This is a genomic window from Hymenobacter duratus (assembly GCF_014698995.1).
GTDB lineage: Bacteria > Bacteroidota > Bacteroidia > Cytophagales > Hymenobacteraceae > Hymenobacter > Hymenobacter duratus.
This window is the reverse complement of sequence record NZ_JACWZZ010000003.1, coordinates 279,469-302,387: the sequence shown is the minus strand read 5'-3', so window position 1 is coordinate 302,387 and position 22,919 is coordinate 279,469. Positions and strand designations below refer to the sequence as shown.

Genomic DNA, 22,919 nt, shown 5'->3' with positions numbered 1-22,919 from the left:
GGTGCCGGGGCAGCTAGGCTGCCAGCAAAGGAAAATGGGAGCAGCGGACCGCATCAGCCGTCCGCTGCTTTGCATCAGGTGTTAGTCGCGCTGCACGCGGCGGACGGCCGTCTGGCCCTGGGCGTCCTGGAGGCGCACTACATACAGGCCCCGCGGCAGCGCCGAGAGGTTCAGCTCTGCATCCTGCGCGGGGCTCAGGCGCACGGTGCTGGTGAGCAGCGTAGCGCCCAGCACGTTTTCTACCCGTACCGAATAGGTGCCGGCGACAGCCGGGTCGGGCAGGCGCAGGTGCAGGCGGCCATCGGTCGTGGGGTTGGGGAAGATGCTGAGAGCTGGCATCGACCGGGCTTCTGCCGTGCTCTGCGGGGCGCTTACCAGCACAGAGTAGTCTTCCGTTTCCGAGTTGTTCTGGTTTACCTGGCAGGCACTGGGAGCGGGCAGGTTGCTGAGGCGCACCATCACCCGCATGCGCGTAAAGCCACGAGTAGCTACTGTAGAGGGCACCGTGAAGCCGGCCGTGAAGGTAGTGGCCGTGGTGATGCCGTTCGAAATCTGCTCCGTAGTTTCAAAGGTGCCGTTGCGGTTCCAGTCAACCCAGGCCCACAGCACGTGCTGGAAATTGGCATTCACCGTCATGTCCAGCGAGGTATTGGCGCCCTGGTACAGGTTAATCACCTTATCCACGTAATTGCCGTAGCCAGCGGGGCTGGCCGCAGACGCATTGGCGAAATCCTGGGTGGCGTTGCGGCGCACGGCTATGTTGGTCAGCCAGATATTCGGCGTCGTGCCCGTGGCCTCGCAGTACCGAACGCAGGGCTGCATGAGCACCACGGAGTTGGTTTTGGTGATGGAGCTGTTGCCGAAGGCGTTGGTGGTGGTCAGCGTGACGCTAAAGGCGCCACCGGCCGTGTACTGGTGCGACGGGTTCTGCAGGGTGCTGATAGCACCATCGCCGAATTCCCAGAACCAGCTGGTGGGCGCGTTCTGGCTCTGGTCCGTGAACTGCACCGGGTTCTGGCAGGCACCCAGCACGTAGTTGGAGGCAAAAGCCGAAACCGGCGGATTGGTATTGGGCAGTACGGTTACGGTGTAGTCCTCAATCTGGCCCAGCTGCGGGCTGGCGCACGGTGCATCGGCCCCGCCTACATAGTCGGACAGTACCCGCAGGCGCAGCGGAACGTTTTTCAGCGCCGCACCCGGCAGCAGGAAGCTGCCCGTCGGATTGATGCGGTTCAGGGCCGTAAACAGCAGCTCGTTGCCGGTAAATGTGCCGTCATTGTTCAGGTCCAGCCAGATTCTGGTGTCCTGCGGGTTGGTGCCCGTCGTGACGCTCACGGTGTAGGTATTTCCTTCCGTAAGCTGCACCCGGCTGCCGCAGGTAAAATCCTCGTAGCCAGCCTGACCATTCTGGGAAGTTTTCGTGAGGGAGCCCAGGGTAAACTGCGTGATACCGTAGCCGCAGCAGAAAGCCGTGGTGGCCGGGGTGCAGCTGGCCGCTACCGGAACGGCATTGTTATAGACGATGTAGTTGGTGCGGGTCCGGACGTTGTTGCCGGCCGGGTTAGTAGCCGTGAGCGTGACGGTGTAAGTGCCGGGCGTGGTATAGCAGTGGCGCGGGTTCTGCAGGGTGCTGGTCGTGTTGTCGCCAAAATTCCAGAGCCAGCCGGTAGGAGCGTTCTGGGTCTGGTCCGTGAACTGCACGCAGCCCGAGCAGGTCAGCGTCGCGTCGGCGCTGAACTCAGTAACCGGCGGCGCTACGTTGGCCTGCACCGTCACGGCGTAATCCTCGGTCTGCGAATACTGGGGCGTAGAGCAGGGCGTCGGCAGCGGAGCATTCACGTAATCGGCGGCCACGCGCAGGCGCAGGGCCGTGTTCAGCACGGTGCCCGTCGGCAGCGAGATAGTGCCCGAGTGGGTTTTGGCCGAGTTCGAGCTGAAAATAAGCTCGGTCGTGGGGTTTAGCGTCCCATCGTTGTTCAGATCCAGATACACCCGCACGTTTTCGTTGGCATTGGCATTGGTTCGCACCGAAACAGGGTAGTTCTGCCCCACTGTGAGCGTGGTGCCAATGGTGCAGGCATAGTCCCGGAAGCCTTCCTGCACGCCCGCCGTGGTGTTGTTGATGGTGCCCAGCGTCACGTTCAGAATACCCATCCCGAAGGCAAAGCTGGACGACGGGGCCGAGCCGGGCGTGCAGGCGCTGGCAGCCGGTGGGCACTGCGCCCAGGCCGTCTGCGTGAGGGGCAGAATCAGCAGCAGCAGGCAGGCCCAGAAAGCAGGCGCACTGCGCCGGATAAGTAAAGTTGGGGTCATAGAAAAGGGTAGGAAAGTGCGCGGTGTGAGGAAAGTAAATGTAGCGACATTGCGGGGACAAAATGCAATTTATCACACCGACAATCCAATATAGATAAGGATTAATTATTGCGCCGAAAGAATCTATGATTCGGCGAAGCATACCGATGTCCTGCCCCTAAATAGGTAGTTTTGCTGGCCGCTTGCTAAGGCATGCTCCAATCAGATAAGTAAAATGAAAGATAAAGTAGTGCTAATAACCGGTGGTACATCCGGTATCGGGCGCGCCTGCGCCGTTGCCTTTGGTCAGGCCGGGGCCCGGGTAGTTGTGACGGGCCGCGACGAAGCCCGCCTCCAGGATACCGCGCGTGAATTGGCCACACTGGGCATCCGCCACCACACCGTGCGCGCCGATGTAGGCGTGGCCGCCGATTCGGAGCGGGCCGTGCAGGAAACCATTGGGGCTTTCGGCCGCCTAGATGTGCTGCTCAACAACGCCGGTATCAGCATGCGCGCCCGTTTTCAGGACGTGGACCTGAGCGTGATTGAGCGCCTGATGCAGACCAACTTTTTCGGCACCGTGTATACTACCAAGTTTGCGCTGCCGCATGTGCTGGCCAGCAAAGGTTCCGTGGTGGGCATCAGCAGCATTGCCGGCTACCGGGGCCTGCCCGGCCGCACCGGCTACTCCGCCTCCAAATTTGCCATGCACGGCTTTCTGGAAGCGTTGCGTACTGAGCTGCTGCCGCAGGGCGTACATGTGCTGCTGGCTTGCCCTGGTTTCACGGCCTCCAACATCCGGCAGGTGGCGCTGGCCGCCGATGGCTCCGCCCAGGGCGAGTCGCCGCGCGACGAGCAGAAAATGATGAGCAGCGAGGAGGTGGCCCAGCACATTCTAAACGCCGTGCAGCACCGTCGCCGCGACTTAGTGCTCACCAGTCAGGGCAAGCTCACCGTCTTTCTCAACAAGTGGCTGCCATCTGTCACCGATAAGCTGGTTCTGAGCCATTTCAGAAAAGAAGAGAAGGATTTCGAGGTGTAAGCAAGAGCAGTGACAGGTGGCGGAAAGCGGATTACGCACCTGTCACCTGTCACTGCACCAGCAGCAGGTCCTGCACCCGGATATACGCATCCCGGCCCTGCCATTGCACGCGGTACCAGGTATCCTGTTTGCCCTGCACCACCAGCCGGTCGCCGGCCGCAGCGGTTGTCAGCCAGGTAGCCCCGGCACTGGGGCCGCTCATCAGCGCCGCGTGTGGATGGGCTACCAGAGCGGCTCGCTCATTACCCAGCAGGTTTAGGTAGGCCCCGGCGAACAGCAGATACGCTCCATAAGCCGTCCACCAGCCGCGGGAAAGCCGGTTGCGACGCAGCAGCAGCAGGGTACCGCCCACTACGGCCCCGATCAGCAGGACCTGCAACCCCAGGTAGTAGTAGCGCCGAAAGGTCAGCACCAGATCCTGCCGCCAGGTTTCGGGGTAGCCGGTGAGGCGGTTGTCGCGGGCAATAGTGGCCATCTTGCGCCAGGTAGAAACCCGAGGCTGCCGGGCCTGGGCCATGCTCAGGTAGTAGAGCGCCATGGGATAGTGGCCCAAGCCTTCCTGCACGTAGGCCATCCGCAGCAGCATCCGGGGCGAGGCCAGCTGCTGCTGGCGCAGGATCTGGCGGTACAGTATGTATGCCGGCATATAGGCACCGGCTACAAAGGCAGAATCGGCGCGAACTAGCTCAGGAGTAACTTTTTGGGCCGTAGCGAGTTGGGGCGCCAGCAGCCAGGCCAGAAAAAAAAGAGGGAGTATTTTCCGCAAAACGTTTGGAGCGTAGAACGCGGCCGGCTACTTTTGTGCCACAATCAGCGAATCAGCCGCGTTTTGATTGCAAAGTAACTGATTCTGTAGCTCAGCTGGTAGAGCAATACACTTTTAATGTATGGGTCCTGGGTTCGAATCCCAGCGGGATCACCAAAGCTGAAAAAAATCGCCAACTCTTCCGGGAGTTGGCGATTTTTTTTTGTGGTAGGTCCACTGCTTTAAAACAGCTTTCGCAGCGCCCACAGGCTCCAGACAATCACCATCAAGCCCACGCCCACGAACATCCAGCGGACCGGGATACGGCCGGCAAGGCGGGCCGCGAAAGGCGCAGCGGCAATTCCGCCCACAATCAGGCCCAGAATAATCTGCCAGTGCGAGATGCCCAGCGTGGCAAAAAACGTGACGGCGCTGGCAAACGTGACAAAAAACTCCGTGACGCTGACCGAGCCGATAACATACTGCGGCGTACGGCCTCCGGCAATGAGCGTGCTGGAGACCAGCGGACCCCAGCCGCCACCGCCGAACGAGTCGAGGAAGCCGCCGGCTGCCGCCAGAAATCCTAGCTTCTTGTGCTTTTTGCGCGGGCCCGGTTTGGAAAAGGCTTTGCTGATAATACGGATGCCCAGCAGCAGCAGGTAGCCAGCCAGCAATGGTTTCACGTAGCTGGCATAGGTTTCGCCGAAGCGGGAGAGGAGGTAGGCACCGGTGATGGCACCCAGCACGCCCGGAATCAAGAGAACTTTGAAGAGTTTCTTGTTGACATTGCCGAAGCGGTAATGGTGGTAGCCGGAAGCGCCGCTGGCAAACATTTCGGCCGTATGGATGCTGGCGCTAACGGCGGCCGGGGCAATATTCATGCTCATCAGACTGATGGCCGTGACGACGCCGTAGCCCATGCCCAGCAATCCGTCAATCAGTTGCGCGCCGAAACCGATGGCGACGAATAGATAGAATGTGTCGGCGTTGCTGGCTACTTCCCACGCCTGTTGCCAGGTGAAATAGAAGGAGAAAATGTTGAACACCAGCAATACGCCAAATGCCACCAGCGCCCAGGTAGCACGCCGCCGCCACCTAGCTGCCGCCGGCGACTCGTAGGCCGGTCCGCCGGCTAGTTCGGCGGTTACGGCATTCAGCGACCTTACTTTGTGGGCGAAGTCGCCGCCCACTTTTTCGCGGATACTGGCCATGCGCTGCAGCACATCATGCAACTCGTTGGGCAGCGCCTCCGTCAGCATTTCGCGCAGGCGCTTGGAAATGGTGGGCGACTTACCGTTGGTGCTGATGGCAATTTTCAGGTCGCCTTTCTGCACAATGGAGCCCAGGTAAAAGTCGCAGGCATCGGGCGAGTCGGCCACGTGGCAAAGTAGGCGCTGGCGCGAGGCCGCCGCCTTGATTTGCAGGTTCAGCGCCTTGTCGTTGGTGGCCACGATAACCAAGTCGTGGCCCACCAGATCGGTGACCTGGAAGGGCTGCTGGCGAAGCTGCACCTGCGGGTGCTGGCTGGCCAGGGCCAGGAGTTGCGGCGCAAACCACGGCGCTACCACGGTAACGGCGGCGGCCGGACTGTTGTTGAGCAGCACCAGCAGCTTTTCGTGGCCCACAGCGCCGCCTCCCACCAGAAGCACGCGCAGCTGCTCCAGCTTCAGAAAAACAGGAAACAGCCGGTTGGTTTCCGTGGGAGGAAATGCCCCGGACAGGCGCGCGGCGGTGGTGTCGGCGGTGTTCATGAGGCAAAGAGTGAGTTCGGAAAAGTAAAATAGAGAAAAGACCCGATTTGTCGCGCCGTGAACGGCCGGAAGCCGGCCGGAACCCAGATGCGCCGAGGCTACCAGCCGTTGGAACAGGAGGCACGAAAACGCTGGCTATGCACGGTGGTCTGCACGCCGCCCGAGCGGGCGGCAAAACGGCCGGAGCACTCCGGCGCCCGGTGCGGCCGGGCTTCCGTGATACGCAATGCCTGGAGAATTTTGCTGCAGCCGCCCTCGTCTAACATCTCCTGCCGAAGCTTGTTCAGCCCGCCGATTTGCTGGCTCCCCTGCCTGCTGTGGCCGGGTGGAGCCCGGGCGGCAGTCGTAGCAGACAAGAAGTTCAGGGCTTGGCACCGTTCGGGAAGTTGCGCTGGCTACCGACGCGGCGTCGGGCCTGGGCTTCCATGCCTCCGGGTAAAAACACTCCTTTAGCAAGTGAAAAATGGGAGTTCGAGAGCCGAACCGAAATTTTACACGTCCGGATTGCCTTGCGCCAGCGCCACATGCAGCGGCGCGGGTGTGGCAGCCCGGCCCAGCATCGAGCGCGCCGGGCCGGCCGGGTGGCAGCGCGCCGCCGGCCGGGCTGCCCGGTGCTTTATAATTTGTCCTGAGGGTGGTGAAACGATGCTTTTTCAGGTTTCGGGGGTCGGGGGGTGCGGCGCCGGTCGGCGGTGAAGCGGATGGCGCCCGACGGAGCCGAACGGCCGCGGCCAGTAGCGGCGGCTTCGGCCCGAATGACAGGCAGCGCGGAAACTTCATGTAACCTACAGGCTCATCTGGTAGTCTTGAATAGAATCTGAACCACTTTCCTATGACTGAATCTTTCAGTGTACTGCGCCTCCGCAACCAGATAGCCCTCGTGACGGGCGGCAGCTCCGGCATTGGGGCGGGGGTAGCCAAAGCCATGGCCGCCGCGGGGGCCGTGGTGTATGTCAACTACTCGCACAGCGCCGATGAAGCGGCAGCCGTGGTGAAGGAAATAACGGATGCCGGCGGCCAGGCCACCGCCGTACAGGCCGATGTAAGCAAGGAAGCCGATGTGCAGCGCATGTTTCAGCAGATTCTGCAGGAGCAGGGCACGTTGCACATTCTCGTCAACAACTCCGGTATACAGCAGGACGCCAAGTTTCTGGACATGACGCTGGAACAGTGGCAGAAGGTGATTGATGTAAACCTGACCGGCCAGTTTCTGTGTGCCCGCGAGGCGGCCCGTGAGTTTGTGCGGCGCGGCCCTCAGCCCGATATTTCGGCTGCTACCGGCAAAATCATCTGCATGAGCTCGGTGCACGAGGTAATTCCGTGGGCCGGGCACGTCAACTATGCCACCAGCAAAGGCGGCATCATGCAACTCATGAAAAGCATGGCCCAGGAGCTGGCCCCGCACCGCATCCGCGTCAATAGTATCGGGCCGGGCGCCATTGCCACGCCCATCAACGAAGAAGCCCGCGACACGCCCGAGGAAGAGAAAAACCTGCTGACCCTGATTCCCTACGGTCGTATCGGGCAGCCCGCCGACATCGGCAAAGTGGCCGTCTGGCTGGCTTCTGATGAGGCCGACTACATAACCGGAACCACCCTGTTTGTGGATGGCGGCATGACCCTCTATCCCGGCTTCGCGGACAACGGCTGAGCCGCCAGCCCGGCCGGCCGGCGGTTGCCAGGTGCTGGCCTGGCTGCCCGGCGGCCTGTTCCGCCGTTCCGCCGCAGGGCGCATTTTCTGGCACCGCAGGCTCTTTATCCAAGGCAACCGACACACATGAACGAAGAGCAAATCCGTCAGCAGCAGGCCCGGGAGGGCAACGAGCCGTGGCACTGGCTCGGGCCGTATGTGTCGGACCGGCAGTGGGGCACGGTGCGCGAAGACTACAGCCCCGACGGGCAGCCCTGGGCGTATACCACCCACGACATGGCCCGCAGTCTGGCCTATCGGTGGGGAGAAGAGGCTATTGGCGGCGTCTGCGACGAGCAGCAGCTGCTGTGTCTGGCTCCGGCCTTCTGGAACGGGCAGGACCCTATTCTGAAAGAACGGCTGTTTGGCCTGAGCAACCCCGAAGGCAACCACGGCGAGGACGTGAAGGAGCTATATTACTACCTGGACAGCACGCCCACGCACTCCTACATGCAGATGCTGTATAAGTATCCGCAGCACGCGTTTCCGTATGACTGGCTGGTAAGGGAAAACAGCCGCCGCGGCCGCCAGAAACCCGAATTCGAGCTGCAGGACACGTGCGTTTTCCGCGAGAGCCGCTACTTCGATATCTTTATTGAGTACGCCAAAGCCGGCCCGCAGGACCTGCTCATGCAGATAACGGTACACAACCGGGGCACGCAGGAAGCGCCGCTGCATGTGCTGCCTCAGCTCTGGTTTCGGAACACTTGGCGCTGGGCTCCGGGCAGCTACCGCCCGAGCCTGGGCGTAGTGGAGGGCGGCCACATCTGCGTTGATCATGCCAAGCTACCGGAGCTGCAGCTTTATTGCGAGCAGATGGCCGAGCAGGCCGCGGAGCTGCTCTTCTGCGACAACGAAACCAATGCCGTGCGGCTATACCAGACCGCCAACGCCACCATGTACTGCAAAGACGGCATCAACGACTATGTGGTTTCCGGCAAAGAAGACGCTGTAAATCCGGCGCAGCAGGGCACAAAGGCGGCCGCGCACATTGTGCTGCAGCTACCGGCCGGCGAAAGCCGCACCGTGCGGGTCCGGCTGGCCGCTCCTGGCCTTGCAGACCCATTCGGGGAATTCGCGGAGTTGCTGAATACACGCCGGGCCGAGGCCGATACTTACTACAACGAGCTGCAGGCCGGGCTGGCCACCGAGGATGCCCGTAATGTGCAGCGCCAGGCGCTGGGCGGCATGCTCTGGAACAAGCAGTTCTATTATTACGACGTCAGTGAGTGGCTGGCCGGTGACCCCGCCGGCCCGAAGCCGCCGGAGCAGCGCCGGCACGGCCGCAACAGCACCTGGCCCCACCTCAACAATGCCGACATCATCTCGATGCCCGACAAGTGGGAGTATCCGTGGTATGCGGCCTGGGACCTGGCTTTCCACTGCATTCCGCTGGCTATGGTCGACTCGGAGTTTGCCAAGCACCAGCTGCGCCTGCTCTGCCAGGACTGGTACATGCACCCCAGCGGCCAGTTGCCCGCCTACGAGTGGAAGCTGGAGGATGCCAACCCGCCGGTGCACGCCTGGGCCACGTGGCGCGTCTACAAAATGGATAAAAAGCAGCACGGCCACGGCGACACGGCTTTTCTGGAAAGAGTATTCCATCGGCTGCTGCTCAATTTCACGTGGTGGGTGAACCGCAAGGACCGCCACAACCGCAACGTATTTGAAGGGGGCTTTCTGGGGCTCGACAACATCGGCGTGTTCGACCGGAGCGCGCCGCTGCCCACGGGTGGCCACATCGAGCAGGCCGATGGCACGGCCTGGATGGCCATGTTTGCCCTGAATATGATGCGGATAGCCCTGGAGCTGGCCCGCACCAATGCCGTCTACCAGGACATGGCCAGTAAGTTCTTCGAGCATTTCCTCTACATAGCGCACGCCATGAGCTCTATGGCCGATGAGGAAATAGACATGTGGGACGAGGAGGATGAGTTCTACTACGATGTGCTCAACCTGTCCGACAATAGCCGGATTGCCTTGCGCATCCGGTCTATAGTAGGCCTCATTCCGCTTTTTGCCGTGGAAGTGCTGGATCTGGATACCCTGACCGAAATGCCGTGGTTTGTGGCCCGGCTCAACTGGTTTCTCGACCACCGGCCCCAGCTGGCCGCCCTGGTCAGCCGCTGGCAGGAAGCGGGCCAGGGCCAGCGCCACCTGCTTTCGCTGCTGCGCGGGCACCGCATGAAAGAGCTGCTGCGCCGCATGCTCGATGAGGCCGAGTTCCTATCGGAGTATGGGGTGCGCGCCCTTTCCCGCTACCACCTCGAACATCCGTACCAGTTTCAGCACCAGGGCGGCACAGATGCCGTGGTGAAGTATGAGCCCGGCGAGTCCTCCACGTCGCTGTTCGGGGGCAACAGCAACTGGCGCGGCCCCATCTGGATGCCGGTCAACTTCCTCATCATCGAGTCGTTGCAGCGCTTTCATCATTACTACGGCGACGATTTCAAGGTCGAATATCCTACCGGCTCCGGGCACTACAGCACGCTGCTGGAAATCTCACAGGCCCTTGCTGAGCGGCTCATCAGGCTGTTTTTGCGCGATGAGCACGGCCACCGTCCCATCTTCGGCGACGACCAGCAGCTGCAGAACGACCCCCACTTTACCAACTACCTGCTCTTTCACGAGTACTTCCACGGCGACACCGGCCGCGGCCTCGGCGCCAGCCACCAAACCGGCTGGACCGGCCTCATTGCCAAACTCCTGCACCCACGTCATCCGGACGAATAGGCCAGTTTCCGGCCATCCGGCAGCGCCTCTGCCGGCTTTTCTACCGTTCTGTTCTGAGTATCCCACCCGTTTCAAGTCCACACTTTACTGGTTCACCGCGCATGAGCAAGACACAACTTGGAGTTATCGGCCTGGGAAAAATGGGAGCGGGCCTGGCCCGGCAGGCGGCCGAGAAAGGCTACCCCGTAATAGGCATGGACCTGCATCCTCGCCCCGATCTGGAAGGCAACAACCTGCACGTAGTGGGCAGCCTGCAGGAACTGGCGCAGCAGCTGGACCGCCCCCGCAAGGTATTCCTCTATATTCCGGCCGGTACGGCAGTGGATGGTATCATCGAAAACCTGCTGCCATTGCTGCAAGAGGGCGACATCATCGTGGATGGCGGCAACTCCTATTGGGGCGACTCCATTAGAAGGGCGGCGCGCCTGAAGGAGCAAGGAGTACATTTCATTGACTGTGGCACCAGCGGAGGCCCCGGCGGCGCCCGTACCGGCGGCTGCTACATGGTGGGCGGCGCCACCGAAGCCGTGGACCAGCTTAAAGACTTTTTCATTGAAACGGCGGTGCCCGGCGGCTTTCTGCATACCGGACCGGCCGGCACCGGCCACTACGTGAAGCTGGTGCACAACGGCATCGAGTTCGGGATGCTGCAGGCCATCGGGGAGGGGATGGGCATGCTCACGCATTTCCGCGAGAAGCTGGACGTCAGTGCTATTCTGGGCCTCTGGAACAACGGCTCGGTGGTGCGCTCCTGGCTGGTGGAGCTGATGAAGAAGATGTACGACGAGGAAGCCGGCTTCAACGTGCCCAGCTACATTGAGGACACGGGCGAAGTAAACTGGCTGATTGCCGACGCGCTGCATATGGAGGTGCCCATCCCGGTTATCACGCAGTCCGTCATGCAGCTGTTCACCTCCCGCGACCAAGACCCCACCTGGGCCAAAGCCATTGCCATGATGCGCCACGGCTTCGGGGGGCACCCCTATGGCGAAGACAAAGGCATCCGGCGCGAGCGGCAGTACGGCCGCGTGGGCGAATACGAAATGCCCGAAGAAACCGGCGAGCGGGCCGAGCAGGAGCCTGGCAGCAAGGGGTAGGAATGCGTATTTTTGTCGGTGCTCTGCTCCACACGAAGGGCCGGCCAAGCGTGAGTACGTCTCGTTGTAGTGGCTTTTTTACGTAGGTGCTGGCGCCACGGGCCGCTCAGAATAACCCGGGGCGCAACCCGTTCCCTAAAAAAGCCCTATACTTCCTTGATTCCAATCCACCCACCCTGTTGCCGGAGCCTTTTTGCGGGCTTCGCTGTTCTTTCCGCGTGACTGATTCTACTACCCCCACCACTACTCCGCGGCCGGACCTGCTGCGCGTGCCCTACGACGACTACCGCGCCCTGCCGGCCATTGCCAATTCTGACCTTTCGCGGCTGCGCGACGCCCTGAACGGGCGCCCGCCCCGGCCTACCACTTCGCTCGGGGCATTGGGCCTGGGCACTGCTTTCCATACGGCGCTGCTGGAGCCCGACTTGTACGAAGCCGGCCTTCCCGGTATCAACGATACGCTGGTGTGGTGGATGGTGGAAGGCGTGCAGCTGAATGCCGAGGTGAACCAGCTGCTGCAAACCGGCATTCCGGAGCCCAGCTGCATCTTTACAGAGCCCGTCACGGGCACGCTCTGCAAGCTCCGCGCCGACCTCATCGTAGACCAGCCCGGCCAGCCCTACACCATCATCGACTTCAAGACCACCATGGCCCGCGACCATCAGCACTTCGTGGAGCAGTGCTCGGGCTACGACTACGACCGGCAGGCCGCTTTCTACTCCGATGCCCTGCAGGCCGACCGGTTTATTCTGGTGGGAGTGCAGAAAGTAGAGCCGTTTAAGCTGTTTGTGTTTGAGGTGCCCAGGTTTATGCTCGCTGAAGGCCGCGCCAAGTACCTGCGTCTGCTTAAGCTGCTGCAGCCCGAAACACCGGTGCCTTCTTCCGTGGCCGGTGCCGTGCGCGAGGTGCGCGAAGCCCTGAACGGGAGTGAGTAAGCGTTGAAATAAATAGAAGAAACAAAAGGTGGATAGTATTATAAGAAGTAATTTTCCAAAAAGACGAATTACTTCTGAAAATTATTAGGAATTAGTGCAGCCTGTCTTTATACTTGTATATACCTGACGAAGAAAACATCCAGACAATGCATTTTTTTAGCAATAATCTTCCTAATAATAACTCGAATAATAATCCGATTCGAGACTGGAAGGCTATTGCTCCATAGGAGAAGAGAAAAATTCGTAACTGATTTTCTTTTAAAGCCTTCCATCATCAGGAAGGCTTTTTTTTGTGCCTGTCTCCCCGATTATGAATTTTAATAATCTGGACTAGCGCAGTAATTTTTTTGGCACAGCTAATTTCTGAGAAATTAGAAAACTCCCGGCGGGGAGGCTGGAAGACGCGTGCTTTTTTAACTGGAATTCATCACACTTCATAAAAAACAAAAACCATGAACGCTCAGCAACTGCTCAAAACCGAGGAAGCTATCAGCTTCGTGAAAGACTCGTTTGCCAAAGAACTAGCGACGCAGCTACACCTCATCAAAGTATCGTCGCCGATTGCCGTACTCGACGGTACCGGCATCAACGACGACCTGAACGGTGTTGAGCGGCCGGTTGGCTTTCCTGTCAAATCCCTGGATGAGAGGCGGGCCGTGGTAGTACACTCGCTGGCCAAATGGAAGCGGGTGCGCCTGCAGGAGTTGGGCATTGAGGCCGGCCGTGGTCTGCTGACGGACATGCGCGCCCTCCGCCCCGACGAGGACTACTCGCCCATTCACTCCATCTATGTAGACCAGTGGGATTGGGAAAAGCACATCAGTCCGGAGCAGCGCACCACCGGATTCCTGAAAGCTACGGTGGAGCGTATCTACGAAGCCTTGCGCACTACAGAGACCCACGTAGCCGCTGACTACCCGGAAATTACGCCAATTCTGCCCGGCAAAATAACCTTCCTGCACGCCGAAGATTTGCTGAAGCAGTACCCTACGCTCACGCCCAAAGAGCGGGAGCATGAGGTGGTGAAGCAATACGGAGCCGTGTTCCTGATGGGCATTGGCGGCGAACTGAGCCACGGGGAGCCACACGATGGCCGCGCCCCCGACTATGACGACTGGAGCACCGAAACTGAAGACGGCCACCGCGGCCTCAACGGCGACATTCTGCTGTGGCACCCCGTGCTGGAAACCTCGTTTGAAGTATCCTCAATGGGAATTCGGGTGGATAAGCACGCGCTGGTACGCCAGCTGGCTTTGCGCGGCTGCGAAGACCGGCAGGAACTGTCATTCCATTCGCGGCTATTGGCCGGCGAGCTGCCGCAGAGCATTGGCGGGGGCATCGGGCAGAGCCGGGTGTGCATGTTTATGCTGCGCAAAGGGCACATTGGCGAAGTGCAGGTGAGCATCTGGCCGGAGGCCGTGCGCGAAGAACTGGCGGGGGCTGGGGTAGGGCTGCTGTAGAGTAGCCAATAGGTTCGCTACCTCAACTAGCGGAGCGGAGAAGTGGGCTTGGCGGCCGGAGCTTCTCCGCTTTTTTTTTGAGGTAAAGGGAAAGATGGGAAGCTTGAGAAAGTGTATTTTTTTGGCCCTGTTTTATGATGTAAGTATCTGGCTACGAGTTATGAGAGCTGGAGCAGGGGCCTGCTTTTTTCTATATCCGGGGCCAGAAACGCGAACCGCGCCTATCATCGGCACTATGCTTGCAAGGGACTGGAAAAGCGCTTGAACCTAGGAGCTGCTCGTGCACAAAGCAGCTTCCATAGTTTTCACTTCACGCCTTCCTGTCCATGAAAACCTTCCTGCTTTCCCTTGCCACTTCTGTGCTGCTGGCTTCCACCGCCGCCGCCGCTCCGCTTGCCTCGCGCCCCAATGATGGCCGCTGGGAAAGAAAGTCGGACCACGACAAAAAGTACAAAGACGATAAGCGCCACGGCTACGATAAAAAGGGTAAAAAAGGCCACGACAATCACAACCACGGCTATTCAAATCACGGGTCCTCAAGCTATGGCCACTCGCGCCACCGTGCCAACCGGCATGACCATGACCACGACCGGCGCGACAGCCGCTACTCGCGTGGGGGCCGGGACTCCCGCAACGACCGTTACTCCCACCATGACCGCCACGACCGGGACCAGCGCGACAACCGTGACCGAAACAACAATGGCTACGGCTATGGCACTCAGAATAACCCCCGCACGACCGTGCCAGCTCCGGAGCAGCCACGCTGGAAAGTATTGGGGCGCAATCAGTAAGGCGTAGAATCTATAGTTCGAAAGCCTCCGCAGCAGTGTGCTGTGGGGGCTTTTTGTTGGCAGAGCAAGAGGTTCTGTGGCGTAGCGCCAAACGCTATTTTTCGCCTATAGCATACTGAATGCCACCAAGCAGGTGCTGTACAAAAAGCGGTTCGGAGTAGCTCTCGGCCGTATGGCCGCCTGCAGTATAAAAGGCGCGCCCTCCATCGTAGGCATGGTACCAGGCTATCGGATGGGTAGGGCCGTTTGTGCCGCCGGAATACGTGCTTTCGTCGAGTGTGGCCAGCACGGTGAGGGCCGGGTTTATGTCGCGGAAATTATACCACTCATCAGTACGCAGCCAGGCGTCGGGCAGGTGGCGTGTGGCCGCGTGTGCCTTATTGCTGACTCGCACCGTGGCCTGCTGAATCTGGGGGTGGCTCATAAAGTATGCTCCCACCAGTTGGTTGTACCAGGGCCAGTTATATTCCGTGTCGGTAGCGGCATGCACTCCCACAAAGCCGTTGCCGGAACGGATATACTGCTCGAAAGCAGTTTGCTGTTCCTGATTCAGAACATCCTGAGTGGTGTTCAGGAAAACTACCGCGCGGTAGTGTCGCAGAGTAGCAGGTTGAAAATTTTCGGCTCGTTTCGTAGTGTCAACCAGAAAGTTATGGGCTGCTCCAAGCTGCTGAATGGCCCGGATGCCATCCGGAATGGAAGCATGATAAAAACCACTGGTTTTGTAGAACACCAGAATCCGGGGTACGGGCTGTACTTCGGCCGGCTGCGTCGTTTTTGAGGAGCAGCCTGCAGCCAGCCCCAGTGCCAGCAGTGCCACAGCTGATAGTAAGCGTTTCATCCGGAATAGCCCTACGTGGAAGTCTCTCCCTGCTTACGCGTGCCCCGTTCATAAGTTGAGGGCTCAACCCGCTGTTTCTCAGGTGCACAGCAGCTGTCGTGTTGCCGGGAGGGTTTGGCCGCACGATAAAAAATGAGCACGCTTAGCTGCTTTTCTTTTTGCATCTTGAAGCACGGCAGCGGCTCGGTCAACGACGGGTGCTGCTTTTCGTTCTCTCCTCACTTCCAACTGCTATGGGTCAGCCAGCCTCTCTTCTGGATCCTATCAAAGGTGCCGACCACCGCGTGGTCGGCGGAGTAGCCATAGATATGGTGCGCACCGGCGACGCACGGGTGAAACGCGTGGTGTATCCGGTGGGTTTTCGCTGGTCGCAGCACATGAAGCCGGTAGTTAGCACCGACTTATGTATGCACGCGCACGTCGGCTTTCTGGCTCAGGGCGAGTTTCACATTCAGTACACCGACGGCAGGATAGAGGAGTTTGTGGCGCCACAGGTAGTAGCCATTGCCCCCGGCCACGACGGCTGGGTAGTGGGCGATACGCCGGCCGTGCTGATAGAATTCGACTTTGAAGGCGAGACTATTAGCCGGATGGGCCTGTAAAGCCGCCCGCGGGAATTGCCCGGTACCGGGCGGCTCTTCCCTGCTTACCGCAGCCGCAGCCGCGTGGAAATTGTGGGCACCCCCACCGGATGAACCTGTAATGGCACCCCCGGCGACGAGGCTACGGTAGTGCCGGCTGCGTCGCGGTAGCACACTTTGTACTCGGTTGTGCTTCCCATCGGCGGATTCTGGTCCAGATGGGGGCTGCACGCGTTGTGGGCAATGCATTCCCGGTTTGCGCGATGTTGCCGCCGATAGACGTAAGCAAACCGGGCCGGGTAGCCGCGGAAAATCCAGCCGGCAGCCGGCGGGTACCAGATGCACGCGTAATTCGGTGAAGGCAGAACCAGGCATGGGCAGATAGAGCAGCAGTGAAAAGGTGGCACCCCGCAACCCGAAGTGCCGCCCTGGCAGTGATTTAAACAACATCACACTGGAATTTGTACGTGTTTTGATGCGTAAAATACTGATTTTCAGTATCCGATATTGGTGATTGGCTGGTTCCGAAGACCACTGGGAAATAAATTCAGCTATTCGCCGCCATAGCGGCTTTTGCCCCCGCCGCCGGCATCCATGCGCACAATGCGGGGCATGAAAGAACCCAGCACATCCACCAGATCCTGCTGGTGGGCCATCACCTGATGAATGTCCTTGTAGGCCATCGGGGCCTCGTCCAGCCCGCCCCCAATCAGTTCGATGCCATGGTCGCGCAAGTGGCGGCGCATGTCGCCTTCGGATAGGTTCTGCTTGGCCTGAGTGCGCGACATCCGGCGGCCCGCGCCATGGGAAGCCGACTGGATGGAGTCCCGCTCACCACGGCCGCGTACGATAAAGCCGGGAGCTGTCATCGAGCCCGGAATGACGCCCAGCACGCCTTTGCCGGCCGGCGTGGCACCCTTGCGGTGCACTATGGCTTCGCGGCCGTCGGGCAGGGTTTCCTTCCAGGCAAAGTTGTGGTGGTTCTCTACTTTGGCCAGCGGCTTTTCGCCCAGCGCCTGGCTTAGGCGGCGGTGAATGTCGCGGTGGCAGGCCGAGGCGTAGTCGCCGGCCAGGTTCATGGCGCGCCAGTATTCCTGGCCTTCTTGGCTGTCGAGGTCGAGCCAGGCCAGGTAGCGGGCTTCAGGCGGCAGCGGGCACTTGCTCATGGCCACTTTGGTGTAGTGCTGCGCAATGGACGCGCCCAGCCCGCGTGAGCCGGAGTGCGAAAGCAGCCCCAGATACTGGCCGGGCGCTAGATCCAGGTCGTTGTCGTCGGCGGTGATGTCTACCACGCCCCACTCCACGAAATGGTTGCCGGAGCCCGACGAGCCCAGCTGGTTGTAGGCCGCTTCGCGTTTGCCGCGCACCACCGCAATTTCTTTGAACTCGGGCCGCTCCAGAATCGGGTCGTCGGTGGGATTCTTGAACACTTCCTTGCCGCCGAAACGGGTGTGGTTGTGGAGCAGCTTTTTCAGCTCCTGGGTGCGCTGGGCCAGGTAGTGGGCCGGCAGCGGAAACACCGACAGTGACATCCGACACCCGATGTCCATGCCCACCCCATAGGGAATCACGGCATTATCCACGGCCAGCACGCCCCCGATGGGCAGGCCGTAGCCCTGGTGCGCATCGGGCATGAGGGCGCCATCCAGCGTCACGGGAAGCTGCATAGCGGTGTCCATCTGGCGGCGCGCCCCGTCCTCGATAAACGCCTCGCCGTAGCGGCGGTAATCCTTGATTTCGGAGCTGAGCGTCACGTCGCGCTTGGGGTCGGGCACAAATTCCTTGGCCAGCTCCCGCCACAGTGAGTCGCGCAGGTAGGCATACGGGTCGGCTTTGATTTTCTGGAGCAGGGCCAGCGCACTGCCTTTATCGAGGGTTTTGAGTTGGCGGTCTTCCAGAATGTTGAGGGCCAGCGTAGTGGCCCGGCCCTCAGGAAAGCCTATTTTGCGCAGGTCGTTGCCGCGGAGCTTGGAGGTGGCCATGGGAGAGAAAGGGAGGGTGGAGCCTGTTGTAGCGCGGATGGACGGTCCGAGGTTATGGACGAGCTATGCGGAGGCTGCCTGCGTTGGGTGGCGCAAACCCAACCGAAACAAGCCTCCTCGTTCTGCGTTGTCGAACTTGCGGCCTGGGATATCCGCCGTGGCCAATCGGCCCGTCTGCGGCTGTGCTGCCGAAAACCAATCCTCTTTTTCCTATGCCTGATATGTTGCAGTCTTTCGATAAAGCGTTGTTTCAGAACTCCTTTGTGGAGCAAATGCGCGGCGAGTCTTCCATGGACCGCAGCCCGCGCCAGGTGCCCGGCTACCACTATTCGCGGGTGCTGCCCACGCCCGTAGCCGACCCGCAGCTGCTGGCATGGTCCGAGGAAGTAGCCGCTTTTCTGGGGCTGGAGCGGCCGCCGGAACGCGGCCCGGCCGTGGATGCACTGGCCGGCAACCTCGTAACGGAAACCATGAAGCCGTTTGCCGCGCGCTACGGCGGGCACCAGTTCGGCAACTGGGCTGGCCAGCTCGGCGACGGCCGGGCCATGTCGCTGGGCGAGCTGACGGCCACCGATGGGACGCCGTGGGAAATTCAGCTGAAAGGCGCGGGCCCCACGCCCTACTCGCGCCGCGCCGACGGGCGGGCCGTGCTGCGCTCCTCGGTGCGGGAGTTTCTGTGCTCCGAGGCCATGCACCACCTGAGCGTACCCACCACCCGCGCCCTGAGCCTGGTGCGCACCGGCGACGAGGTGGTGCGCGACATGTTTTACGATGGCAACGCCCGCCCCGAGCCGGGCGCCGTGGTGGCGCGGGTAGCGCCTACGTTCGTGCGCTTCGGCAGCTTCCAGATTCTAGCGGCCCACGGCGAAAAGGACAACCTGCAGGCCCTGGCCGACTACGTTATCCGGCGCTACTATCCCGAACTGGGCGCGCCCTCGCCGGCCGTGTACGTGCAGTGGCTGGAGGAAGTATGCCGCCGCACCGCCGTCATGATAGCGCACTGGCAGTCGGTTGGGTTTGTGCACGGCGTGATGAACACCGACAACATGTCCATCCTCGGCCTCACCATTGACTACGGCCCCTACGGCTGGCTGGAACCCTACGACCCCGACTGGACGCCCAATACCACCGATTTTGGCGGGCGCCGCTATGCGTTCGGGCAGCAGCCGCGCGTGGCGCTCTGGAACCTGATGATGCTGGCCCAGGCCCTGCTTCCGCTGGTGGAGGATGTGCAGACGCTACGCACCGCGCTGGACCGGTACGTGGCTACCCTGAACGAAACCCAGCACCGCATGATGCTGCGCAAGCTCGGCCTTACCGCATCAGCAGCGGCCGAAGCAGATGGTGCGCTGCTTGGAGCCCTGCCCGAAGCGCTGGCAGAAGCCGAAGCCGACATGACGCTGTTTTTCCGGCACCTGTCTCACGCGGCCCCGTCCCTGATTTCGCATCCGGCCATTGAGGAAGCCGTGCTGCAGGAGCTGCTGGAAGCAGTAAGCTACACCGAAGCTCCGGAGAAGCACCAGAAGCTGCGGCAGTGGCTGGCGCAGTACGCGGTGCGGCTCCGGCTGGAAACCGTGCTGCCGGAGGCAATCAGGGCTGGAATGCTGGCCGCCAACCCCAAATATGTGCTGCGCAACTACCTGGCTCAGCAGTCCATTGAAGCCGCCGAAACCGGCGACCTGACGCTGCTGAACCGCCTGATGCTGGTGCTCAAAACGCCCTTCGAGGAGCAGCCCGAGCACGATGAGCTGGCTGCCAAACGCCCGGAGTGGGCCCGCGAAAAGCCCGGCAGCGCTACGCTTTCGTGTAGCTCGTAAGCAGATTTTGGCTGCGTTTTCCAAACCAGAAGGCTCCGTTACTACCAGGGGCCTTTGTTTGGTTTGGAAAGCAGGTTGAACAGACGAGGCCGCAGAGGCCAGGCGGCAGAAAACGCCTGCCACATTCCGGCGTGAGGAAGCAGGGGAAAGTTTCCGGTCGGCTGAATGCCAGATGCTTGCGTATTCTGCTTTATTTACTGGCGTAACTCTCAGCGCTTTCGCCATGGACTCCGTTCAGCACTCAGTGGCCGACTCCCCGAGCAGCAGCCTCACCAGCCCCGATCTGGCGCCCATTCCTGCCGCCAGGCGTACCTGGACCACCGCCAACTACGCGGCGCTGTGGATCAGCATGAGCCTCTGCATTCCGACGTACATGCTGGCCAGCTCGCTCATTGAGGGCGGGATGAACTGGTGGCAGGCGCTGCTTACCATCTTCCTCGGCAACACGGTGGTGCTGGTGCCCATGCTGCTCAACGGCCACGCCGGCGCCAAATATGGCATTCCGTTTCCGGTGTTTGCGCGGGCCAGCTTCGGGGTGCGCGGGGCAAATGTGCCGGCGTTGCTGCGGGCCATCATTGCCTGCGGCTGGTTCGGTATCCAAACCTGGATTGGGGGCTACGCGCTATACCAGATGGCGGTGCTGTGGCTGCCGGGCCTGGCTACGCTGCAGGCCGTGTTTCCGGCGTCCTGGGGCCTGGCCACGGGGCCGGCCCTCACGTTTGTTCTATTCTGGGCGCTGAATATGTACGTGGTGTATCTGGGCGTCGAAAGTATCCGGAAGCTGCTGGTGTTCAAGGCGTTTTTTCTGCCCGTGGCGGCCGCGGCGCTGCTATGGTGGGCCATTGCGGCCGGCAACGGCCTCGGCCCGATCCTGGCCCAACCCGCCAAATTTACTTCGTCGGCGGAGTTCTGGGCGTTTTTCTTTCCCTCGCTCACGGGCATGGTCGGCTTCTGGGCCACGTTGTCGCTCAACATCCCCGACTTCACGCGCTATGCCACCAGCCAGCGCGCTCAGGTGCTGGGGCAGGCCATCGGGCTGCCGACTTCCATGACGCTGTTTTCGTTTGTGGGCGTGGTCGTGACGTCGGCGACGCTGGTGATTTACGGCCAGACCATCTGGGACCCGGTGGTGCTGGCCGGCAAGTTTGAGAGCCGGCTGCTGGTGAGCGTGGCCATGCTGGCGGTGGCCTTGTCCACGCTGGCCACCAACATTGCGGCCAACATCGTGAGTCCGGCCAACGACTTCGCCAACCTGGATCCGGCCCGTATCAGCTTTAAAACCGGCGGCTACATCACCGGCGTCATCGGCCTGCTGATCTTTCCCTGGAAGCTGATTGCCGACCCGTCGGGCTACATTTTTACCTGGCTGGTGGGCTATTCGGCGCTGCTGGGGCCTATCGGCGGCATCATGATAGCCGACTACTACCTGCTGCGCCACCAGCAGCTCGACGTGCCGGATCTGTACCGCCACCTGGGCCGCTACATGTACCGGAACGGCGTCAATTACCAGGCTCTGCTGGCACTGGTGCTGGGTATTCTGCCTAACATTCCGGGCTTTCTGCAGGCCGTGGGCGCGCTGCCGGCCGGATCGGTGTGGCCCTGGCTGGCGGGTATCTACAACTACGCCTGGTTTGTGGGGTTCCTACTGGCCGGTGGGCTGTATGTGCTGCTGATGCGGCCTCAGTTTCGTTCTGTGCCAGCATCGGTGGTAGCGGCTGAGCTGGTGTGACGGAAAGGCGGGAATGGGCTGTCGGGACAGGCAAAGTGGAATCATAGGTGCCGCATGAGCCGGCCAGTTCGGGTGTGGTTGCCGACCTTTGCCGCATGCATACCCTTGAAGAGCTGCGGTCCGGCCAACTGGCCGGCGCCACCCGCCTCGACCTTTCCGGCGGCCTCACCGAGTTTCCGACCGAAATATTCGACCTCGCCGACTCGCTGGAAATCCTCAACCTGTCCGGTAACGCCCTGACGGAGCTGCCAGCCGACTTCGGGCGACTCCGTAAGCTGCGCATCCTGTTCTGCTCCGACAATCGGTTCACGGAAGTGCCGGCCGTGCTGGGGCAGTGTCCGGAGTTGAGCATGGTGGGCTTCAAGGCCAACCAGATTCGGACGCTGCCGGGCGCGGCGTTGCCATCTGCCCTGCGCTGGCTTATCCTGACTGATAATCGGCTGGAAGAGCTGCCCGATGAGTTGGGCCAGTGCATGCACCTGCAGAAGCTGATGCTGGCCGGCAACCGCCTAACGCATCTGCCCGATACTATGGCCGCCTGCACCCGGCTGGAGCTGCTGCGCATTGCCGCCAACCGCTTCACCGCGCTGCCCGCGTGGCTGCTGCAGCTGCCGCGCCTGTCGTGGCTGGCCTACGCCGGCAACCCCTTCGGCGACAACATAGAAGACGCCGTGCTGGCCCGCCACCCCATCGGCATCATCGAGTGGGCGGCGCTGGAACTACAGCAGCAGCTTGGTGAAGGCGCATCCGGCGTCATCTCGAAAGCCCGATGGCACCGCGGTGCGGAGCAGCCGCCCCAGGAAGTGGCCGTGAAGCTATTCAAAGGCGCCGTGACGAGCGACGGACTGCCGCACAGCGAAATGTCGGCCTGCATCAGCGCCGGGCGGCATCCCAACCTGATTGCCGTGGAGGGCAAAATCGGAGGCCATCCGGCCGGAGCCGAAGGGCTGGTGCTGGAGCTGATTGACCACGAGTTCGGGAACCTGGCCGGACCGCCCAGCTTCGCCACCTGCACCCGCGACGTATATGCGCCCGGCACCACGTTTACAATGGAAGCTGCCCTGCGCATTGCCCACGGCATCGCCTCGGCGGTAGCGCATCTACATGCCCAGGGCATTCTGCACGGCGACCTGTACGCCCACAACATCCTCTGCACGCCCGCCGGGGACAGTCTGCTCGGCGACTTCGGGGCCGCCTGCTTCTTCATGCCCGAAACCGCAAAAGGAGCCGTCCTGCAACGCTTGGAAACTCGCGCCTTCGGCTGCCTGCTGGAAGAGTTGCTGGAACGTTGCAAGGTGCCGGCTGGGGCAGAAGTAGCTTTAGAAGCCGCGCGAAAGCTGCAGCAGGAGTGCGTACAGCCGGATACGGCCGCGCGGCCGCTGTTAGCGGAAGTAGCTGCGCGCCTGAAGGTTATGCAGCGCCAGGTAGGGTAG

General features: G+C 61.1%; 17 protein-coding genes and 1 tRNA gene. 12 read left to right on the top strand and 6 right to left on the bottom strand.

The genetic code is table 11. The features are described 5' to 3' along the window. Positions 1–81 precede the first annotated feature (81 nt). Positions 82–2,313: a GEVED domain-containing protein gene (locus IC231_RS14810; RefSeq protein ID WP_190785276.1), complete on the bottom strand. Its 2,232-nt coding sequence runs from the start codon at positions 2,311–2,313 to the stop codon at positions 82–84. A 214-nt stretch (positions 2,314–2,527) separates the two neighbouring features. On the opposite strand from IC231_RS14810, the gene IC231_RS14805 reads away from it, so the two are divergent. After that, positions 2,528–3,334 (top strand): SDR family oxidoreductase, encoded by an 807-nt coding sequence (locus IC231_RS14805; RefSeq protein ID WP_190785275.1) that lies wholly within the window; start codon positions 2,528–2,530, stop codon positions 3,332–3,334. 49 nt (positions 3,335–3,383) lie between these two features. On the opposite strand, the gene IC231_RS14800 is transcribed toward IC231_RS14805, so the two are convergent. Further along, complete coding sequence (locus IC231_RS14800) at positions 3,384–3,980, bottom strand: SH3 domain-containing protein (protein WP_190785274.1); 597 nt, start codon at positions 3,978–3,980, stop codon at positions 3,384–3,386. A gap of 200 nt (positions 3,981–4,180) precedes the next feature. Between IC231_RS14800 and IC231_RS14795 the strand changes: the two genes are divergently transcribed. Further along, a tRNA-Lys gene (locus IC231_RS14795) sits at positions 4,181–4,256 on the top strand. A 65-nt stretch (positions 4,257–4,321) separates the two neighbouring features. On the opposite strand, the gene IC231_RS20370 is transcribed toward IC231_RS14795, so the two are convergent. Continuing rightward, positions 4,322–5,830, bottom strand: coding sequence for a TSUP family transporter (locus IC231_RS20370; RefSeq protein ID WP_190785273.1), 1,509 nt, complete (start codon positions 5,828–5,830; stop codon positions 4,322–4,324). A gap of 832 nt (positions 5,831–6,662) precedes the next feature. Here IC231_RS20370 and IC231_RS14780 point away from each other — a divergent pair. From IC231_RS14780 to IC231_RS14755, 6 genes are all read left to right on the top strand, one after another. Then, entirely contained in the window at positions 6,663–7,481 is an 819-nt protein-coding gene (locus IC231_RS14780) for an SDR family oxidoreductase (RefSeq protein ID WP_190785271.1), read from the top strand. Between the two features lie 126 nt (positions 7,482–7,607). Next, entirely contained in the window at positions 7,608–10,253 is a 2,646-nt protein-coding gene (locus tag IC231_RS14775) for an MGH1-like glycoside hydrolase domain-containing protein (RefSeq protein WP_190785270.1), read from the top strand. A gap of 101 nt (positions 10,254–10,354) precedes the next feature. Next, a complete protein-coding gene (locus IC231_RS14770; protein ID WP_190785269.1) occupies positions 10,355–11,350 on the top strand; it encodes an NADP-dependent phosphogluconate dehydrogenase in 996 nt (331 codons plus the stop codon). 218 nt (positions 11,351–11,568) lie between these two features. Next, entirely contained in the window at positions 11,569–12,285 is a 717-nt protein-coding gene (locus tag IC231_RS20365) for a PD-(D/E)XK nuclease-like domain-containing protein (protein ID WP_190785268.1), read from the top strand. Positions 12,286–12,737: 452 nt separating this feature from the next. Beyond that, positions 12,738–13,745 carry an aspartate--ammonia ligase gene (asnA, locus tag IC231_RS14760; protein ID WP_190785267.1) on the top strand — a complete coding sequence of 336 codons (1,008 nt, stop codon included), beginning with the start codon at positions 12,738–12,740 and terminating at the stop codon, positions 13,743–13,745. Between the two features lie 326 nt (positions 13,746–14,071). Then, a complete protein-coding gene (locus tag IC231_RS14755; RefSeq protein WP_190785266.1) occupies positions 14,072–14,536 on the top strand; it encodes a hypothetical protein in 465 nt (154 codons plus the stop codon). A gap of 94 nt (positions 14,537–14,630) precedes the next feature. Here IC231_RS14755 and IC231_RS14750 read toward each other — a convergent pair whose 3' ends face one another. Further along, complete coding sequence (locus IC231_RS14750) at positions 14,631–15,377, bottom strand: ThuA domain-containing protein (protein WP_190785265.1); 747 nt, start codon at positions 15,375–15,377, stop codon at positions 14,631–14,633. A gap of 233 nt (positions 15,378–15,610) precedes the next feature. Between IC231_RS14750 and IC231_RS14745 the strand changes: the two genes are divergently transcribed. After that, positions 15,611–15,979 carry a cupin domain-containing protein gene (locus IC231_RS14745; RefSeq protein WP_211539088.1) on the top strand — a complete coding sequence of 123 codons (369 nt, stop codon included), beginning with the start codon at positions 15,611–15,613 and terminating at the stop codon, positions 15,977–15,979. 44 nt (positions 15,980–16,023) lie between these two features. On the opposite strand, the gene IC231_RS20230 is transcribed toward IC231_RS14745, so the two are convergent. After that, positions 16,024–16,158, bottom strand: a complete 135-nt coding sequence (locus tag IC231_RS20230; protein ID WP_262892774.1) for a hypothetical protein — start codon at positions 16,156–16,158, stop codon at positions 16,024–16,026. Positions 16,159–16,509: 351 nt separating this feature from the next. Further along, a complete protein-coding gene (locus IC231_RS14740) occupies positions 16,510–17,940 on the bottom strand; it encodes an RtcB family protein (protein ID WP_190785264.1) in 1,431 nt (476 codons plus the stop codon). Positions 17,941–18,161: 221 nt separating this feature from the next. Between IC231_RS14740 and IC231_RS14735 the strand changes: the two genes are divergently transcribed. The 3 genes from IC231_RS14735 (at position 18,162) to IC231_RS14725 (ending at position 22,919) form a co-directional block, all read left to right on the top strand. After that, the gene (locus IC231_RS14735; protein WP_190785263.1) at positions 18,162–19,757 is read left to right on the top strand and encodes a protein adenylyltransferase SelO; all 1,596 of its coding nucleotides are present in this window, start codon (positions 18,162–18,164) and stop codon (positions 19,755–19,757) included. Positions 19,758–19,980: 223 nt separating this feature from the next. Continuing rightward, on the top strand, positions 19,981–21,486 hold the full coding sequence (locus IC231_RS14730; RefSeq protein WP_190785262.1) for an NCS1 family nucleobase:cation symporter-1: 1,506 nt from the start codon (positions 19,981–19,983) through the stop codon (positions 21,484–21,486). A 95-nt stretch (positions 21,487–21,581) separates the two neighbouring features. Continuing rightward, positions 21,582–22,919 carry a leucine-rich repeat-containing protein kinase family protein gene (locus IC231_RS14725; RefSeq protein ID WP_190785261.1) on the top strand — a complete coding sequence of 446 codons (1,338 nt, stop codon included), beginning with the start codon at positions 21,582–21,584 and terminating at the stop codon, positions 22,917–22,919.

Bases quoted from the DNA above. Each gene is read 5' to 3' on its own strand.
- IC231_RS14730 (WP_190785262.1), top strand. From the start codon at position 19,981: ATGGACTCCGTTCAGCACTCAGTGGCCGACTCCCCGAGCAGCAGCCTC.
- IC231_RS14770 (WP_190785269.1), top strand. From the start codon at position 10,355: ATGAGCAAGACACAACTTGGAGTTATCGGCCTGGGAAAAATGGGAGCG.
- IC231_RS14735 (WP_190785263.1), top strand. From the start codon at position 18,162: ATGTTGCAGTCTTTCGATAAAGCGTTGTTTCAGAACTCCTTTGTGGAG.
- IC231_RS20370 (WP_190785273.1), bottom strand. From the start codon at position 5,830: ATGAACACCGCCGACACCACCGCCGCGCGCCTGTCCGGGGCATTTCCT.
- IC231_RS14800 (WP_190785274.1), bottom strand. From the start codon at position 3,980: ATGCCGGCATACATACTGTACCGCCAGATCCTGCGCCAGCAGCAGCTG.
- IC231_RS14745 (WP_211539088.1), top strand. From the start codon at position 15,611: ATGGGTCAGCCAGCCTCTCTTCTGGATCCTATCAAAGGTGCCGACCAC.
- IC231_RS14810 (WP_190785276.1), bottom strand. From the start codon at position 2,313: ATGACCCCAACTTTACTTATCCGGCGCAGTGCGCCTGCTTTCTGGGCC.
- IC231_RS14780 (WP_190785271.1), top strand. From the start codon at position 6,663: ATGACTGAATCTTTCAGTGTACTGCGCCTCCGCAACCAGATAGCCCTC.
- IC231_RS14805 (WP_190785275.1), top strand. From the start codon at position 2,528: ATGAAAGATAAAGTAGTGCTAATAACCGGTGGTACATCCGGTATCGGG.
- asnA (WP_190785267.1), top strand. From the start codon at position 12,738: ATGAACGCTCAGCAACTGCTCAAAACCGAGGAAGCTATCAGCTTCGTG.
- IC231_RS14740 (WP_190785264.1), bottom strand. From the start codon at position 17,940: ATGGCCACCTCCAAGCTCCGCGGCAACGACCTGCGCAAAATAGGCTTT.
- IC231_RS14725 (WP_190785261.1), top strand. From the start codon at position 21,582: ATGCATACCCTTGAAGAGCTGCGGTCCGGCCAACTGGCCGGCGCCACC.
- IC231_RS14755 (WP_190785266.1), top strand. From the start codon at position 14,072: ATGAAAACCTTCCTGCTTTCCCTTGCCACTTCTGTGCTGCTGGCTTCC.
- IC231_RS20230 (WP_262892774.1), bottom strand. From the start codon at position 16,158: ATGGGAAGCACAACCGAGTACAAAGTGTGCTACCGCGACGCAGCCGGC.
- IC231_RS14750 (WP_190785265.1), bottom strand. From the start codon at position 15,377: ATGAAACGCTTACTATCAGCTGTGGCACTGCTGGCACTGGGGCTGGCT.
- IC231_RS14775 (WP_190785270.1), top strand. From the start codon at position 7,608: ATGAACGAAGAGCAAATCCGTCAGCAGCAGGCCCGGGAGGGCAACGAG.